This is a genomic window from Fredinandcohnia onubensis (assembly GCF_002734285.1).
In the GTDB taxonomy this organism is placed as follows: Bacteria; Bacillota; Bacilli; order Bacillales; family Bacillaceae_L; genus Ferdinandcohnia; species Ferdinandcohnia onubensis_A.
On sequence record NZ_NSEA01000004.1, the window covers coordinates 1 to 16,067 of the forward strand.

Consider the following 16,067-nt stretch of genomic DNA (forward strand, 5'->3'; position numbering starts at 1 on the left):
TTCTTATAAAAGTTTTGACAATACGCTCAATTAATAGGGGGACTTAATATGAAAGAAATAACAGCGAGCATGGCAGGGACAGTATTACAAGTATTGGTTTCAGTAGGGGATGAGATAAACGAAGGCCAGGTTGTGGTCATGCTGGAATCAATGAAAATGGAAATACCGATAGAAAGCGTACATATTGGCAAGGTTGCATCTATTAAAGTAGAAATCGGTGATTTTGTAAACGAAGACGATGTATTACTTGTACTAGAATAGGAGGGTAATAATGCTTCATACAAAGGATTTGGACCAAAAGTTAGTTGAAAAAAGCAAAGAAATCGAAGCAGGAGGGCATGAAAAATACCATCAAAAGCTGAAAGAACAAAATAAATTATTTGTTCGTGACCGTCTTGCGCTTTTATTTGATAAAGGAATATACCAAGAGGATGGAAAATATGCAAACAATTCAGCAGGCGACCTTCCAGCAGACGGTGTCGTTACTGCAATTGGAGAGATAAACGGACAAAAAGTATGTGTAATGGCAAATGATTCTACTGTTAAAGCGGGTTCGTGGGGAGCTAGGACGGTTGAGAAAATCATTCGGATTCAAGAGACTGCTGAAAAGCTTCGTGTACCGCTATTATATTTAGTAGATTCCGCTGGAGCTCGGATTACAGACCAACTTGAGATGTTTCCGAATCGTCGAGGGGCGGGGCGCATTTTTCATAATCAAGTAAAACTATCAGGGATGATCCCTCAAATATGTATTTTATTTGGTCCATCAGCTGCAGGAGGGGCTTATATACCTGCATTTTGCGATATTGTGATCATGGTTGATAAAAATGCTTCAATGTATTTAGGTTCACCAAGGATGGCCGAAAAAGTCATTGGTGAGAAAGTGACCTTAGAAGAAATGGGCGGGGCAAGAATGCATTGTACAGTTAGTGGCTGTGGAGATGTACTTGCTGCCAATGAAGAGGAAGCGATTCAAAGTGCACGACAGTATTTGCAATTTTTCCCTGCCAATTATTTGAACAAACCCTCTTGTATGGAAGGGAGATTACCAAAGGAAGGTAAAAGCCTACAAGAGATCATACCTGTAAATCAGAATGCTCCTTTTAATATGTACGAAGGCATTGATACCCTCATTGATGAAGGAAGCTTCTATGAAATTAAGAAATTATTTGCTCCAGAAATAATTACTGGATTAGCACGTATAGATGGAAAACCTGTTGGGATTATTGCAAACCAACCAAAGGTAAAAGGTGGAGTCCTATTTGTAGATTCTGCTGACAAAGCGGCTAAATTTATCACATTATGTGATGCATTCCATATCCCGTTAGTGTTCTTAGCTGATGTTCCTGGGTTTATGATTGGTACAAAGGTTGAAAGGGCGGGCATTATTAGACATGGAGCAAAATTGATTGCTGCAATGAGCTCCGCAACTGTTCCGAAGATTTCAGTTATCGTGCGAAAAGCATATGGCGCTGGACTTTATGCAATGGCAGGTCCTGCATTTGAGCCGGATTACTGTGTCGCACTTCCGACAGCCCAAATTGCAGTTATGGGGCCTGAAGCAGCGGTTAATGCAGTATATTCGAATAAAATTAATGAAATTGAAGACCCAAAAGAGCGGATCGCTTTTGTTCAACAAAAACAACAAGAGTATAAAGAGACGATCGATATTTACAAGCTGGCTTCTGAGCTAATTGTAGATGATATTGTTCCAGCTGCAGAGCTTAGACGTGTCCTCATTGATCGTTTGGCTGCTTACGAAACAAAGGAACTTGAATTCGGCCAGAAAAAACATCCAGTCTATCCAGTATAAATAAGAAGGTTAATTAGACCCCAAGGAATTTGCCTTGGGGTTATTTCTGTATTGGTATGATTTTGCCTACCTTTTATAGTAAGTATCTAGTCATTTTGTCGGGCTTTTTGGTAATATAAAGGTAGGACAAACTATGGAGTTGGAACTATGAAAATTGGAATAATTGGTGGGGGTTCTATCGGGTTGTTATTTGCAGGCTATCTTGCAGAATACCATGGTGTAACTCTATATACGAGAACTGAACGTCAGGCATCTGAAATTAATCGAAACGGCGTAACAATAGACATTGAAAATACGTCAAAAACATACCGAGTACAAGCCATATCAAGTAAAGCTAGTGTAATCGGAGAAGATATCCTTTTCGTCGCGGTGAAACAATACATATTGAAGGACGCCCTTTCACAGATCAAAGATTTAGAAAAAGTACAAACAGTTTGTTTTTTGCAAAACGGAATGGGTCATCTTGAGTTCATGAATCAACTCGAAAATACAAATATCCTTGTGGGTGTTGTAGAACATGGTGCTTTAAAATTCAATGACACTACCATCATACATACTGGCATTGGTCGTACAAAGCTAGCGATTTTTAAAGGGGATTTTCCCGCATTTGACATACCCTCTAAGGAGTTCCAAATCGAATTTCATAACGATTGGTATAAAATGATAACTTCAAAGCTGATTGCTAATGCTGTCATCAACCCATTAACAGCTTTATATGGTGTTAAGAATGGGAGATTGCTTCAAAATGAGTATTTCAAGAACCAAGTGAAGACTTTATTTCGTGAAATCACGTCTGTCATACCTTGTAATGAAGAACAAATGTGGGAGCTTGTGACGACAATTTGTGAAAATACTGCTCAAAATAAATCATCTATGCTACGAGATATAGAAGAAGGAAGAAAAACGGAAATTGATGCCATTTTAGGATATGTTTTAGCAGAAGCAGAGAAAATAGAGCGGGAAGTAGCGATAACACAATTTCTACATGATTCTATAAAAGGGATGGAAAGAAGAGGGGGATAGGGAATGATCAATTTTTTTGCCGGTATTGCAGCGACCTTTGTTACAGTTCCTGTGCTTGGCTTTATACTAGTCTATTTAATTAGTAGATTTATATTGAAAAGTAACAGAAAATCATTTTTTCTTTCGGTAGATATTACAACCGTATTTTTTCTCATTGCAGTGCATTATTTATTGCTCGTAATTGTGGGAAAAAGCATGCTTTGGCTAATCATCCTGATCCTTGTTTTTTCCATTTTGCTGACTGGATTTGTGACTTGGAGAAAAAGTCATGAAATAGATACGGTGAAAGTATTAAAGAAATCTTGGCGATTTGTTTTTCTTGCATCTACATTTGCTTATTTTCTTTTGCTTTTAATCGGCTTGGTTCAACGAATTTTCGTCACAACCATAAATTAATCCATCATGAGCGAATATTTTTGGTTTATAGAAAAAGCGTGCTATACTCATCTAAGATACATACTGGATAAGAAAGGAAGAACAAGAATTTATGGAGGTTTTGGATCTCTCTTTGCCATCATCAAATCGATTAGTCAATGACTATCTTTTAAATAAAATGGATATAGAGAAATTTTTCGATTATGATATACATTCTCCCCTTGTCTATGAGATAAGAAAAAAGGATCTACAAAAAAGGCATTTTGAACGTGAAAAACTTGTTGAGCATTTGCTTATCTTTAATAAAAGATTCAATTATCATCAACATACGATCGAGAATATTAATAAGCTACTTGATCCAAGTAGTGTCGTGGTGATTGGTGGGCAACAAGCGGGTATTTTAACTGGGCCATTGTATACGATCCATAAAATCGTATCTATTATAAAACTTGCAAAAGAGCAAGAAGAGAAATTAAATGTACCGGTACTGCCAGTGTTTTGGATTGCGGGAGAGGACCATGATTTTGCGGAAATCAATCATCTCTTTATAAATCTGCAAAATGGTATTCGAAAAAGGGCTGTTCCACAATATCACAATCGTAAAACAATGGTTTCATCGATTGAGATTGAACAAGCGGGCTTTTTAGAATGGATAGAAGAAATCTTCGAGACTTATGGTGAAACAAACCATACAAACGGTCTTCTGGAACGTTTAACTGGTTTCGCGGAAAAATCAAAGACCTATGTTGATTTCTTTGTGCAGATTATTAATGATCTTTTTGGAGAAACCGGTCTTATCCTTGTTGATTCAGGATCAAAAGAAATTAGAACCATTCAATCTCAATTCTTAAGAAAAATGGTTGAAAAAAATAGAGAGATTCATGATGGATTGTTGCTTCAGCAAGAGGTATTGTCATCTCATCAATACCCAAAAATGATTGAAATGAATGAGTCGAGTGCAAACCTTTTTTACACCCAAAATGATGAACGTATTTTACTTGAGTATAATATGGAACAAGATGTGTTTAGCGGTAAAAACAATGAATGTATACTTTGTGGAGACGAATTGCTTGAAGTTGCGGAGAAACAACCAGAACTTCTAAGTAACAATGTAGTAACAAGACCAGTTATGCAGGAGTTCTTGTTTCCAACACTAGCTTTTATTTCTGGACCTGGTGAGGTTTCATACTGGGCCGAGCTAAAAAAGGTGTTTGCTGTAATGGAGATTCAGATGCCTCCTGTTGTACCAAGACTCATGATGACAATTGTTGAAAGGGCGATAGAGTCTAATATCGAAGAAGTGGGATTAACGATTCAAGCTACCCTTTCTGGAGAACTTTCAAAAGTAAAACAGTCCTGGTTGGAACAACAAACAGCTGATGTGGACGGGATTATTCTCGATGCGAAAAAAGAAGTAGAGCAAATTCATAAGAAGATACGAAAAGTGGGGCTTGAAGTTGATTCAGGATTAGGGGATCTTCTCTTGAAAAATGCTCAAAACATTCAATCGCAGCTTGATTTCGTGAAGAACACAATAAACCGAAGTATTTTAAACAGTAATGAAATAGAATTGAATCGTTTTAACCGAATAGAAAAATCTCTTCTACCACTTGGCTCCCCACAGGAGAGAGTTTGGAATGTTTTTTACTATTTAAATAAATACGGAGACGATTTTATCCAAGATTTATTAGCACTTTCGTTTGAATTTAACGGAAAGCATAAGGTAGTAAAGATGTAGAATATGACGAAAATCCTCGGAATTCCGGGGATTTTTTTTATTTTAATCAGCAAAAGTAGGCGACCTTTGCTGATTAAAATAAAAGCCTCCGGCGGATGCCACGATTTTTCAAAGGTAATTTTTCGAGCAAGCACGAAAAAAATCGGGCGCAAATAAACCAAGGTTTATTTGATTTGGAAAAATATTATAAAAACCGGTGGTGGAAAGTGGGGGATTGTGGTAAGATAAAGTCAGAAAGTGGGGACAATAGATATGTTCATGGGAGAATACCATCATACTGTTGATACGAAAGGCCGAATGATTATACCTGCTAAGTTTCGAGAAAACCTAGGAGAAACATTTGTTTTAACTAGAGGTTTAGATCAGTGCTTATTCGGTTACCCACAATCAGAATGGAAAATACTTGAGGAAAAATTAAAAACACTCCCACTTACTAAAAAAGACGCACGAGCGTTCACACGTTTTTTCTTTTCTGGAGCCATTGAATGTGAACTTGATAAACAAGGAAGAGTAAATATTGCAACACCGTTAGTTTCATACGCTGGGCTTGAGAAGGAATGTGTAGTACTTGGAGTATCAAACCGTATTGAAATTTGGAGTAAGGAGAAGTGGGAAGAATATTTCGCTGCTTCTGAAGAATCTTTTTCTGATATAGCTGAAAATATGATCGGTTTTGATATATAACTTTATTCAGCAGGATTCACTTTTTTATGGTGTGATGAATGCTTTATTAGTATAATATTCTGGGAGGATTCAAACCCAGACTGAATAAAGTTATAGCCTCCGGCGGATGCCACGATTTTTCAGTGGAAGATTTTCGATCATAAGATCAAAGACTAAGAACGCCACTTCCTGTGGCAACGTCTTTGTGACCCACATCGTGTGGGCCTAAAAAAATCGTGCGCAAATACGCCAAGGCGCATTTGAATGAACTCTTGTGTATAAAATAAGTGTATTACTGAAATAAGAGGTGCTAACATGTTCAAACACAAAACCGTTCTATTAGAAGAGGCTGCCGATGGATTGAAGATTCGTCCAGATGGAATATACGTAGACTGCACACTTGGTGGTGCAGGACATAGTTCATACATAGCTTCAAAGCTTTCAAACAAGGGTAAGCTATATGCTTTTGATCAAGACGATATTGCGATTAAAAATGCACAGGACAAGCTTGCGGAATATGGTGACATTGTTACCATCATCAAAAGTAATTTTGCTCACATAACTGAGAAATTACATGAACAAGGTGTTACGGCTGTTGATGGAATTCTGTTTGATTTAGGGGTATCATCACCACAATTAGACACACCGGAAAGAGGATTCAGCTATCACCACGATGCACCACTTGATATGAGAATGGACCAAAATTCAACATTATCAGCTTATGACGTTGTCAACAATTGGTCATATGAGCAAATGGTAAGAATCTTTTTTCAATACGGTGAAGAAAAGTTTTCCAAACAAATTGCTAGAAAAATAGAGGCTGCAAGAGAAAAAAAATCAATCGAAACGACAGGAGAATTGGTTGAGTTAATTAAAGATGGAATTCCTGCTGCTGCTAGAAGAACCGGCGGACATCCAGCGAAAAGAATTTTCCAAGCGATTCGAATTGCGGTAAACGATGAATTAAAGGTATTTGAAGATGCTATTCACCAGTCAATTGAGCTTTTGGCAACAGGTGGGCGAGTAAGTGTCATAACCTTCCACTCACTAGAGGATCGGATTTGTAAGGTTGCCTTTAAAAAGGCAAGTGAAGGTCCACCCCTACCACCAGGGATTCCAATTATACCTGATGAATATAAACCTACATTAAAACTTATCACAAGAAAACCGATATTACCTACAGAAGAAGAATTAGAGGCAAACAAAAGAGCTCGTTCTGCAAAGTTAAGGATTGCAGAGAAGCTTTAAGTTTCGTGGCTTCATTCATTAATAACTAGAAGAGATACTTAAGGAGGGATATGATGGGTAATTTAGCATACAAAGTTAGACAAACAGAAAACTATCAACCAAATCAGGCACCAAAGACACGACCGGAAAGAAGACAGAAATTTCGATTTTCGTTAGGGGAAAAGTTATTAGGGATAATATTCTCTGTAGCTGTGATATTCTGCGCAATTCATATCATATCTAACCAAGTATCCATCTACAAAACGAATATCGAAATTCAACAAATCGAAGCATCAATTACTCAACAAACAAAAACAAACAATGACCTTTATGTACAAGTTCAAGAACTAAGCGAATATGAGCGTTTATGGGAAAAAGCAAGAGAACTTGGACTTGTATTAAATGAGAATAACGTTAAAGTGGTCCAAGGAAACTAATTATGAAAATAAAGGTTAAAAATAACAATATAAACAGAGGAGCAGCATTTATTAGTATAATATTTGCTTTGCTCTTTTTTACATTGATGGCAAGATTTGTGTATATCCAAGGTACGGGTAAGGTTGATGGTGTTGTTTTAGCGGCTTTAGCAGAAGAAAAATATACAAAACAAAGAGCAATTGAAGCAAAACGAGGAGCTATTTATGACCGCAATGGGAATCCAATTGCTGAGGACACTTCTTCTTTTACAGTGGTCGCAATCCTCGACGAAGAACTAACCCTAGACGAAGATAATCCGAAACATGTAGTTGATCCTGAAGAAACGGCAAGCAAGCTTGCACCGCTTTTAAAAATGGATGAAAACGAAATGTATAAAATTTTAACAAAGCCTGATCGAAAACAGGTTGAGTTTGGTACGAATGGACGCGATATAAGTACATCACTCAAGCAAGAAATTGAAGCATTAGAATTGCCTGGCATTGCGTTTAGACGAGAATCAAAACGCTACTATCCGAATGGGACGTTTGCATCACATCTTGTAGGGTATGCCGGTAAAGTAACCGACAAGGAAACTAAAAAGACGGATACCGTCGGAATGTTGGGGATTGAAAAAGACCTCGATAAATATCTTCTTGAAGAAGATGGCTATATGAAATTTCAAAGTGATACAAAAGGGTATAAGCTTCCGGACGCTAAAGAACAGATAGTGGCTCCCGATAATGGAAGTAATGTTTATTTAACGATTGACCAAACGATTCAAACTTTCTTAGAGGACGCCATGAACACGGCTGTTAAGGAATATAAGCCGAAAAAAGTGATCGGTGTTGTTGCTAATCCAAAGACCGGCGAAATCTTAGCGATGTCAACAAGACCAAGCTTTGACCCGAATGTAAGAAATATCGAAAATTACTTAAATGATGTGATTGCCTATCCATTTGAACCAGGTTCTACGATGAAGATATTCACATTGGCAGCAGCGATAGAAGAGGGAGTCTATAATGGTAATGCAAAATTCGCTTCTGGAAGCTACTCTGTGGGTGGAGAAACCATTCGTGACCATAACAGGGTAGGTTGGGGTTCAATTACCTATGATGAAGGCGTGCTTAAATCTTCAAACGTTTCATTTGCAAAAATTGCAAATGAACAATTAGGTACGGATAAATTATTGGAGTATTTAGGTCGTTTTGGTCTTGACCGACCAACTGGTATTGATTTAGAAGGCGAAGTTGAAAATAAGATAAACTTTAAATGGGAGATTGATAAAGTATCAACAGCATTTGGACAAGCATCTTCTGTTACTCCAATACAGCAGGTCCAGGCCGCAACAGCCATTGCAAACGGTGGAAAGATGATGAAACCATATGTTGTCGATAAAATCGTTGACCCTGATACGAATAAAACGGTTGTCGACCATGAGCCTAAAGTAGCAGGTCAACCAGTGTCAGCTGAAACTGCTAAGCATGTGTTAGATTTGTTAGGTAAAGTGGTAACGGATGGAACAGGAAGACAATATAATCTAGAAGGTTACCAAGTGGCAGGGAAAACAGGTACTGCCGAAATTCCTAGTCCTCAGGGTGGGTATTTATATGGAAGAGGAAATTATTTATATTCCTTTCTTGGGATGGCCCCACTGGATAACCCGAAACTTGTTGTTTATGTTGCAGTTCAACAACCAGAACTTAAAGATACCGACATTGGCAGCGAGCCAGTTGCGCTTGTATTCAATCATGTTATGAAAAATAGCCTGCAGTATTTAAATATTCAACCAACTGATCCAAGTCCAGAAAATAATGAGAATGTAGATCAAGAAATAGCAACTGACTCTTATGCAGGGAAATCAAAAGAAGAGGCAATAGCAGCAATTGAAAAGCAAAATCTTAGAGCGACTGTGATTGGAAATGGAAAGAAGATCGTTGCTCAGATTCCGAAACAAGGCGAAAAAGTTCTGCCAAATGAGCATATATTCCTTCGTACCGACCAAGATGCAACCCTTCCGGACATGACGGGCTGGTCTTTACGGGACGTCATGATGTTAGCCGATTTAACGAATATCAAAGCATCTTATAATGGTAATGGTTATGTTGTCAAACAAAGCTTAGAGCCAGGGTCAATCTTAAAAGAAGGGGATAAGTTAACGGTAAATCTTGAAACACCAAATACACCGGGAGAAGAACCCGTTGAAGAAGAGAATAGTGAGAAAGAACAATGAGGGAGCTGATTTTTCAGTTCCTTTTTTGTTATAAGAAATTCATTGGCGACCCTTTCGTTCTATTCATTCCTGTACAAGCATATATTTAGACGAGCCTTGGATTTTAAAGAGATTTTCACTTTTTAAAGGCGCTTACGTTTCAATAGGAGGTACAACAATATGCGAGTTTCGAATGTAACAGTACGAAGAAGGTTATCAATAGTACTATTTATAGGGTTTTTATTATTTCTAATTATTGATGTTCGCTTAGGGTATGTTCAATTTTTTGTAGGAGAAAAGCTGACTGCACTCGCCAAAGATTCTTGGAGCAGGGACATTCCGTTTGAACCTGAACGCGGAAAAATTCTCGATCGCAATGATGTTGTCCTCGCTACCAATCAAAGTGCTCCGACAGTTTTAGTTGTTCCTAGACAAATTGAAAACCCTGCTGAGGCAGCAGAAAAATTAGCTGCAGTATTAAATATGTCAAAAGAGAAAGCATTTAAAAAAATTACCCAAAATGAGTCAAAGGTATATATCAATCCCGAGGGCAGAAAAATTTCTCATGAAAAAGCGAATGAGGTCCGTGCACTTGGGATAAAGGGTGTTTACATCGCGGAAGATTCAAAGCGTCATTATCCTTTTGGCAGTTACCTCTCTCATGTATTAGGCTTTGCTGGTATCGATAACCAAGGGTTAACAGGACTAGAGAAAAGTTATGATGAAGAATTAAAGGGTGAAGAAGGAAGTGTTCAGTTTTATTCAGATGCGAAAGGTAGAAGAATGCCAGATATCGCGGATGATTATACACCTCCGAAGGATGGTTTGGATTTGAGGCTAACCATTGATACAAAAATCCAAACCGTAATTGAACGGGAACTTGATAATGCTGAAGCACAATATAACCCTGATGGAATCATTGCGATTGCGATGAATCCAAATAATGGAGAAATTTTAGGGATGTCTTCAAGACCTGATTTTGATCCAGCCAACTTTAGGAACGTCCCACAAGAGGTATATAACCGTAACCTCCCAGTTTGGAGTACGTATGAACCTGGTTCAACTTTTAAGATTATTACACTAGCAGCTTCCTTAGAGGAGGGAAAAGTCAACTTAGAGAATGATCATTTTACTGATCCCGGTTTTGCGAAAGTAGGGGGAGCAACACTTAAGTGCTGGAAAAGGGGCGGACATGGACATCAGACCTTCTTAGAGGTCGTCCAAAATTCATGTAACCCAGGATTTGTAGAACTAGGCACTAGATTAGGAAAAGACACCTTATTTAAGTATATAAAGAATTTTGGATTTGGACAAAAGACTGGAATTGATCTTCAAGGAGAAGGGACAGGTATTCTATTTAAACCTGAAAATGTCGGTCCTGTAGAGTTAGCCACAACAGCATTTGGTCAAGGGGTAGCCGTAACACCGATTCAACAGGTCACAGCTGTAGCTGCAGCGGTAAATGGAGGGACCTTATATAAGCCGTATGTTGCTAAAGAATGGGTGGACCCTATAACAGGTCAGGTTGTTAAACGGAATGAGCCTGAAGCTATTCGTAGTGTCATTTCAGAAGAAACATCCAAACAGGTACGTTTTGCGCTTGAAAATGTTGTTGCCAAAGGTTCTGGTGGTGGAGCTTATGTGGATGGTTATCGTGTGGGTGGTAAAACAGGTACTGCCCAAAAATCGAAAAAAGGTGGCGGCTATCTACAAAATAACCACATCGTATCCTTTATTGGATTTGCACCGGCAGATGACCCACAAATTGTCGTATACATTGCCGTAGATAATCCTAAAGGTACTGTGCAATTTGGTGGAGTAGTAGCAGCGCCAATCGTTGGAAATATTATGCGTGAAAGTTTACCGTTGCTTGGTATTGAAAAGCGAGACAATCAAATCGAGAAAGAAATCAAATTGTGGACCGATAAAAAATATCTTGAAGTTCCTGATGTGATTGGCTTGACTAAGCAGGAATTGCAACAACAATTAATGAATATAAAATTGGATATAAGTGGTGAAGGAAATGTTGTCGTTGACCAAGCTCCAAATGCAGGTGAACGAGTTCAAGAAGGAACAACATTACGAATCCATCTCGGGGAAGGCGCAGATAAAAAAGAATCAAAAGATAAGAATTAAGTAGCCAAAGGATTCCCCCTTTTGGCTTCTTTTTTCTATAAAAAGGAATACCTTTAATATAGAGGAATAAAATTTTTTGTAAGGTCCTTTTGTTAAATGTCTAATAGGTAAATAGGGTACTAGACAACAACGTAAGTCTGGAGTAACATGTTAATCTGGTGCCCATTCGACAGAGTAAATCTTTCGAGGGGAAATGGTAAAATTCATGATGAGATTACAAGAATTATTAGCTAACTTGCATGATTTTACGGAAAAAGGTAGTGCCAACCCACTTATCACATCTCTTGAAATGGACTCGAGAGCGGTAGGAAAGGGAAGTTTGTTCTTTTGTGTAGAAGGTAGTACGTTTGATGGCCATTTGTTTGCAAAGCAAGCGGAAGAACAAGGTGCTGTTGCTATTATTGCTGAAAAAGAGGTCCAGGTATCCATTCCGGTTATCAAGGTAAAAAACACCCGAAGAACAATGGCTGTGTTGGCTGACGCTTTTTACCATCACCCGACACATCAACTCCATTTAATTGGAGTTACTGGGACAAATGGTAAAACGTCAATAAGTCACATAATCGAGGAGATATTTAAAGAAGCTGGCCAGAAAATAGGCTTAATTGGAACCATGCATACGAAAATTGGTGAAAAGACCATTGAAATGAAAAATACAACACCAGAATCAGTCATGCTACAAAGGTATTTTAAGCAAATGGTTTCTGAGAAAATAAACACCGCAGTTATGGAGGTTTCCTCTCATGCCCTAGATATTGGTAGGGTCCATGGTTGTGATTTTAATATTGCTGTTTTCTCTAATTTGACTCAGGATCATCTGGATTACCACCAGACAATTGACGAGTATCGTAGAGTAAAAGGTCTGTTGTTTACTGGATTAGGAAATCGATTTGACAAAGATAATCCAAAATTTGCCGTACTAAATAATGATGACCCTGCTTCAAGGGAATATGCAAGGTCTACTTCAGCAGCTATCATCTCATATGGCATTCACCATTCAGCTGATATTGTGGCTTCGTGTGTTCGTATGACCGCCTCAGGGACAGAGTTTATTTTAACAACTCCGTTCGGTTCTTACGAGGTGAAGATGAATTTAATTGGTATGTTTAGTGTCTATAATGTGTTGGCGGCAATCGCTACTTGTATCATTTCTGGAATACCTATTTCAACCATTATTTCAGCAGTTGAAAAGGTAAAAGGGGTTCCCGGACGTTTTGAAATTGTGAACCTAGGGCAAAATTTTACTGTGATTGTGGATTATGCACATACGCCTGATAGCCTTGAAAATGTTTTGAAAACTGTAAAAGAGTTTTCAAATGGGAAAATCTTTGTCATTATTGGATGTGGTGGTGATCGTGATCGGTCAAAGCGCCCAATCATGGCAAGGATTGCTACAAAATTTGCGGATATCCCTATTTTTACATCAGATAATCCTCGCTCAGAAGACCCTGTTCAAATTCTAAAGGAGATGGAAGCTGGAGTAGTAGGAGAAACATACATCACAATCCCCGATCGTGAAAAAGCAATATTTTATGCTATTTCAAATGCGGGTGAGAATGATATAATAATCATTGCTGGCAAAGGACACGAAACTTATCAACTCATCGGGAATAAAATTCACTCGTTTGATGACCGCCTTGTTGCAGCACGTGCAATTAAGGAGTTGACATAATTGTTATCCAACCACGATTTATGGAGTCTTTTTCAAGAATCATATGGATTAAGAAGTCAAGATTTCTATTTTGAAGAAGTGATTACAGATCCAAACCTCATCACGAAAAAAGGGCTATTTATTTCAATTGAACAAGAAAAAAGGGATGAATTATTAAAGCGTGCGCTTTATAATGGTGTGGTTGCAGCAGTTTGGCCCAAGGAAGAGAAATTACCGGGATTTCTTCCCAATCATTTCCCTGTATTTATAGTACCAGAACCACTACCAGCACTGAAACTAATCCTAGAATTCTATCTTAAAAAAATCGAAGAAAATGGGTATGATCAAATGACAAAATTTAGACTATTTAATCATGTAACTGAAGAAATGAAACAAAACTATCCCATAGTGGATGAAATAACGAAGCTGACAAAAAAAGTAGCAATGAATGAAGAAGGGAGGGGATAAGGATGATAGAAGAAGTAGTCATATACTCGATTGCAATAGGGTTTATAATAAGTGTCATTCTTTCCCCTATTTTTATCCCTTTCTTACGTAGATTAAAATTTGGACAAAGTATCCGTGAGGAAGGACCTAAATCCCATCAAAAAAAATCGGGAACACCGACGATGGGTGGAATCATTATTCTGGTTTCCATTTTACTAACTACCCTTTTAGTGTCAAATCGATTAGGTGAACTGTCTGTTACTACATATTTGCTTTTATTTGTAACAATTGGGTATGGGGTACTAGGCTTTTTAGATGACTTTATTAAAGTGGTATTAAAAAGGAATCTCGGTTTGACTTCGAGACAGAAACTGTTTGGTCAAATCGTTATTGCTATCATTTTTTATTTTATTTTTAAACAAAATAATTTTTCAACAGCAATCTCAATACCAGGTACAGATTTTGAATTTGATTTAAAACTTCTGTATGTACTGCTGTTAATTGTATGGTTAGTAGGGTTCTCCAATGCAGTCAATTTAACGGATGGTTTAGATGGATTAGTATCGGGTACAGCAGCAATTGCTTTTGGGGCATTTGCGGTTTTAGCTTGGAATCAAGCGCAATATGATGTTGCTATTTTCTGTGTAGCTGTAGTCGGTGCAGTTCTTGGATTCCTCGTATTTAATGCCAACCCTGCCAAGGTATTCATGGGTGATACAGGTTCGCTTGCACTTGGTGGAGCAATTGCGACAGTTGCTATCATGCTAAAGCTTGAAATACTATTATTATTAATTGGTGGCGTATTTGTAATAGAGACATTGTCTGTTATTATTCAAGTCATTTCGTTTAAAACAACAGGCAGACGTGTTTTTAGAATGAGTCCTTTGCATCACCATTATGAATTAGTAGGATGGTCTGAATGGCGAGTTGTTGTGACATTTTGGACTGTTGGATTATTGTGTGCCATTCTTGGAATCTATATTGAGGTGTGGATTTAATTGAAAAAATCAGAGAAGTTTACTAATAAGCATATTTTAATACTTGGACTTGCCAAAAGCGGCTATGCTGCAGCAAGAGTTCTCCATGAGGTTGGGGCTATTCTAACTGTTAATGACCAAAAGCCGTATGAAGAAAATGAGGCTGCTCAGGAACTAGAAAAAATGGGAATTAAAGTAGTGTGTGGAGGTCATCCAATTGACATTTTGGATGATCATTTTGACTTTATTATCAAAAATCCTGGGATCCCTTATAGTAATCCTATTCTTGTTAAGGCGATCGATAAAGGCATCCCTATTTTAACGGAAGTGGAGTTAGCATACCATATTTCTCCAGCTGATTTTATTGGGATTACGGGGTCAAATGGAAAGACAACGACCACCACGTTGATTTATGAAATGCTTGAAAAAGGAGAGAAGTCTCCATTAATTGCGGGAAATATTGGAACAGTTTCTTGCGAGGTTGCACAAGGGGCGGCAAAGGAAAATATTATCGTGACTGAGCTTTCTTCTTTTCAATTAATGGGAATTGAAGATTTTGCTCCTAAAATTGCTGTGTTGTTAAATATTTTCGATGCCCATCTTGATTACCATGGAACAAAGGAAGAGTACATCAAAGCAAAGGCGAGAATTTTTGAAAATCAGACAGAAGCTAATTATTGTGTCATCAACCTAGATGACAAGGATGTGATGTTTGCTGCTGAGAATGTTAGAAGTAAGAAAGTTCCTTTTTCAACCACGAAAGTATTAAACGAAGGCGCTTATATAAAAGATCAGGCGATTTATTTTAATGATGAAAAAATCATTGAAATTAATAATATTGTTTTACCAGGTGTTCATAATCTCGAAAATATCTTGGCTGCTGTTGCGGTTGCGAAGCTCGTGTCAACACCTAATACTGCCATTATCGAGGTCTTAACAAGTTTTACAGGTGTTAAACACCGCCTTCAGTATGTCACTACAATTGAAAATCGTAAATTTTATAATGATTCAAAAGCGACAAATATTCTTGCCACAAAGAAGGCAATTTCTGCCTTTGAACAGCCAGTTATTTTGTTAGCAGGTGGACTAGACCGTGGAAATGAATTTGATGAACTTGTAGATGAACTAACCCGGGTGAAAGCGATGGTTCTATTTGGTCAAACAGCTAAAAAGCTTGAAAAAGCTGGCCAACTTGCTGGAATAGAAATCGTAAAAATTGTCGATAATGTTGAAGCAGCGGTAAAAGTAGCTTATGATCTTTCAAATGAGGGTGATGTCATTTTATTATCACCTGCATGTGCTAGCTGGGATCAACATAAAACATTTGAAGAAAGAGGAGACATTTTTATAAACGCCGTGCATAAGCTTAAGTAAGGGCTTGGACAATCTAG

The 16,067-nt window shown here is 37.9% G+C and carries 14 protein-coding genes; all 14 read left to right on the forward strand.

What is annotated here, in order from left to right; all coding sequences use genetic code 11:
* Window positions 1-48: 48 nt before the first annotated feature.
* The 14 genes from CKJ95_RS05075 (at window position 49) to murD (ending at window position 16,050) form a co-directional block, all read left to right on the forward strand.
* A complete protein-coding gene (locus tag CKJ95_RS05075; RefSeq protein WP_099352326.1) occupies window positions 49-261 on the forward strand; it encodes a biotin/lipoyl-containing protein in 213 nt (70 codons plus the stop codon).
* A gap of 10 nt (window positions 262-271) precedes the next feature.
* Window positions 272-1,813: an acyl-CoA carboxylase subunit beta gene (locus CKJ95_RS05080; protein ID WP_099352327.1), complete on the forward strand. Its 1,542-nt coding sequence runs from the start codon at window positions 272-274 to the stop codon at window positions 1,811-1,813.
* A 147-nt stretch (window positions 1,814-1,960) separates the two neighbouring features.
* Window positions 1,961-2,836: a 2-dehydropantoate 2-reductase gene (locus CKJ95_RS05085; protein ID WP_099352328.1), complete on the forward strand. Its 876-nt coding sequence runs from the start codon at window positions 1,961-1,963 to the stop codon at window positions 2,834-2,836.
* 3 nt (window positions 2,837-2,839) lie between these two features.
* Entirely contained in the window at window positions 2,840-3,232 is a 393-nt protein-coding gene (locus tag CKJ95_RS05090) for a DUF3397 domain-containing protein (protein ID WP_099352329.1), read from the forward strand.
* A 91-nt stretch (window positions 3,233-3,323) separates the two neighbouring features.
* Complete coding sequence (bshC, locus tag CKJ95_RS05095) at window positions 3,324-4,949, forward strand: bacillithiol biosynthesis cysteine-adding enzyme BshC (protein ID WP_099352330.1); 1,626 nt, start codon at window positions 3,324-3,326, stop codon at window positions 4,947-4,949.
* Between the two features lie 252 nt (window positions 4,950-5,201).
* Window positions 5,202-5,633 (forward strand): division/cell wall cluster transcriptional repressor MraZ, encoded by a 432-nt coding sequence (mraZ, locus tag CKJ95_RS05100; RefSeq protein ID WP_099352331.1) that lies wholly within the window; start codon window positions 5,202-5,204, stop codon window positions 5,631-5,633.
* A gap of 294 nt (window positions 5,634-5,927) precedes the next feature.
* Window positions 5,928-6,860, forward strand: a complete 933-nt coding sequence (gene rsmH, locus CKJ95_RS05105; protein WP_099352332.1) for a 16S rRNA (cytosine(1402)-N(4))-methyltransferase RsmH — start codon at window positions 5,928-5,930, stop codon at window positions 6,858-6,860.
* Window positions 6,861-6,913: 53 nt separating this feature from the next.
* Window positions 6,914-7,276 carry a cell division protein FtsL gene (ftsL, locus tag CKJ95_RS05110; protein WP_099352333.1) on the forward strand — a complete coding sequence of 121 codons (363 nt, stop codon included), beginning with the start codon at window positions 6,914-6,916 and terminating at the stop codon, window positions 7,274-7,276.
* Window positions 7,277-7,278: 2 nt separating this feature from the next.
* Complete coding sequence (locus tag CKJ95_RS05115; protein WP_099352334.1) at window positions 7,279-9,486, forward strand: penicillin-binding protein; 2,208 nt, start codon at window positions 7,279-7,281, stop codon at window positions 9,484-9,486.
* Between the two features lie 159 nt (window positions 9,487-9,645).
* Window positions 9,646-11,601 (forward strand): stage V sporulation protein D, encoded by a 1,956-nt coding sequence (locus CKJ95_RS05120; RefSeq protein WP_099352335.1) that lies wholly within the window; start codon window positions 9,646-9,648, stop codon window positions 11,599-11,601.
* Between the two features lie 208 nt (window positions 11,602-11,809).
* Window positions 11,810-13,273, forward strand: a complete 1,464-nt coding sequence (locus CKJ95_RS05125; RefSeq protein WP_099352467.1) for a UDP-N-acetylmuramoyl-L-alanyl-D-glutamate--2,6-diaminopimelate ligase — start codon at window positions 11,810-11,812, stop codon at window positions 13,271-13,273.
* A complete protein-coding gene (locus tag CKJ95_RS05130) occupies window positions 13,274-13,720 on the forward strand; it encodes a hypothetical protein (protein WP_099352336.1) in 447 nt (148 codons plus the stop codon).
* 2 nt (window positions 13,721-13,722) lie between these two features.
* Complete coding sequence (gene mraY, locus CKJ95_RS05135; protein ID WP_099352337.1) at window positions 13,723-14,697, forward strand: phospho-N-acetylmuramoyl-pentapeptide-transferase; 975 nt, start codon at window positions 13,723-13,725, stop codon at window positions 14,695-14,697.
* Complete coding sequence (murD, locus tag CKJ95_RS05140; RefSeq protein WP_099352338.1) at window positions 14,698-16,050, forward strand: UDP-N-acetylmuramoyl-L-alanine--D-glutamate ligase; 1,353 nt, start codon at window positions 14,698-14,700, stop codon at window positions 16,048-16,050. It abuts the gene before it with no gap.
* The last annotated feature ends 17 nt before the right edge of the window (window positions 16,051-16,067 follow it).

Bases quoted from the DNA above. Each gene is read 5' to 3' on its own strand.
- CKJ95_RS05075 (WP_099352326.1), top strand. From the start codon at position 49: ATGAAAGAAATAACAGCGAGCATGGCAGGGACAGTATTACAAGTATTG.
- CKJ95_RS05080 (WP_099352327.1), top strand. From the start codon at position 272: ATGCTTCATACAAAGGATTTGGACCAAAAGTTAGTTGAAAAAAGCAAA.
- CKJ95_RS05085 (WP_099352328.1), top strand. From the start codon at position 1,961: ATGAAAATTGGAATAATTGGTGGGGGTTCTATCGGGTTGTTATTTGCA.
- CKJ95_RS05090 (WP_099352329.1), top strand. From the start codon at position 2,840: ATGATCAATTTTTTTGCCGGTATTGCAGCGACCTTTGTTACAGTTCCT.
- bshC (WP_099352330.1), top strand. From the start codon at position 3,324: ATGGAGGTTTTGGATCTCTCTTTGCCATCATCAAATCGATTAGTCAAT.
- mraZ (WP_099352331.1), top strand. From the start codon at position 5,202: ATGTTCATGGGAGAATACCATCATACTGTTGATACGAAAGGCCGAATG.
- rsmH (WP_099352332.1), top strand. From the start codon at position 5,928: ATGTTCAAACACAAAACCGTTCTATTAGAAGAGGCTGCCGATGGATTG.
- ftsL (WP_099352333.1), top strand. From the start codon at position 6,914: ATGGGTAATTTAGCATACAAAGTTAGACAAACAGAAAACTATCAACCA.
- CKJ95_RS05115 (WP_099352334.1), top strand. From the start codon at position 7,279: ATGAAAATAAAGGTTAAAAATAACAATATAAACAGAGGAGCAGCATTT.
- CKJ95_RS05120 (WP_099352335.1), top strand. From the start codon at position 9,646: ATGCGAGTTTCGAATGTAACAGTACGAAGAAGGTTATCAATAGTACTA.
- CKJ95_RS05125 (WP_099352467.1), top strand. From the start codon at position 11,810: ATGAGATTACAAGAATTATTAGCTAACTTGCATGATTTTACGGAAAAA.
- mraY (WP_099352337.1), top strand. From the start codon at position 13,723: ATGATAGAAGAAGTAGTCATATACTCGATTGCAATAGGGTTTATAATA.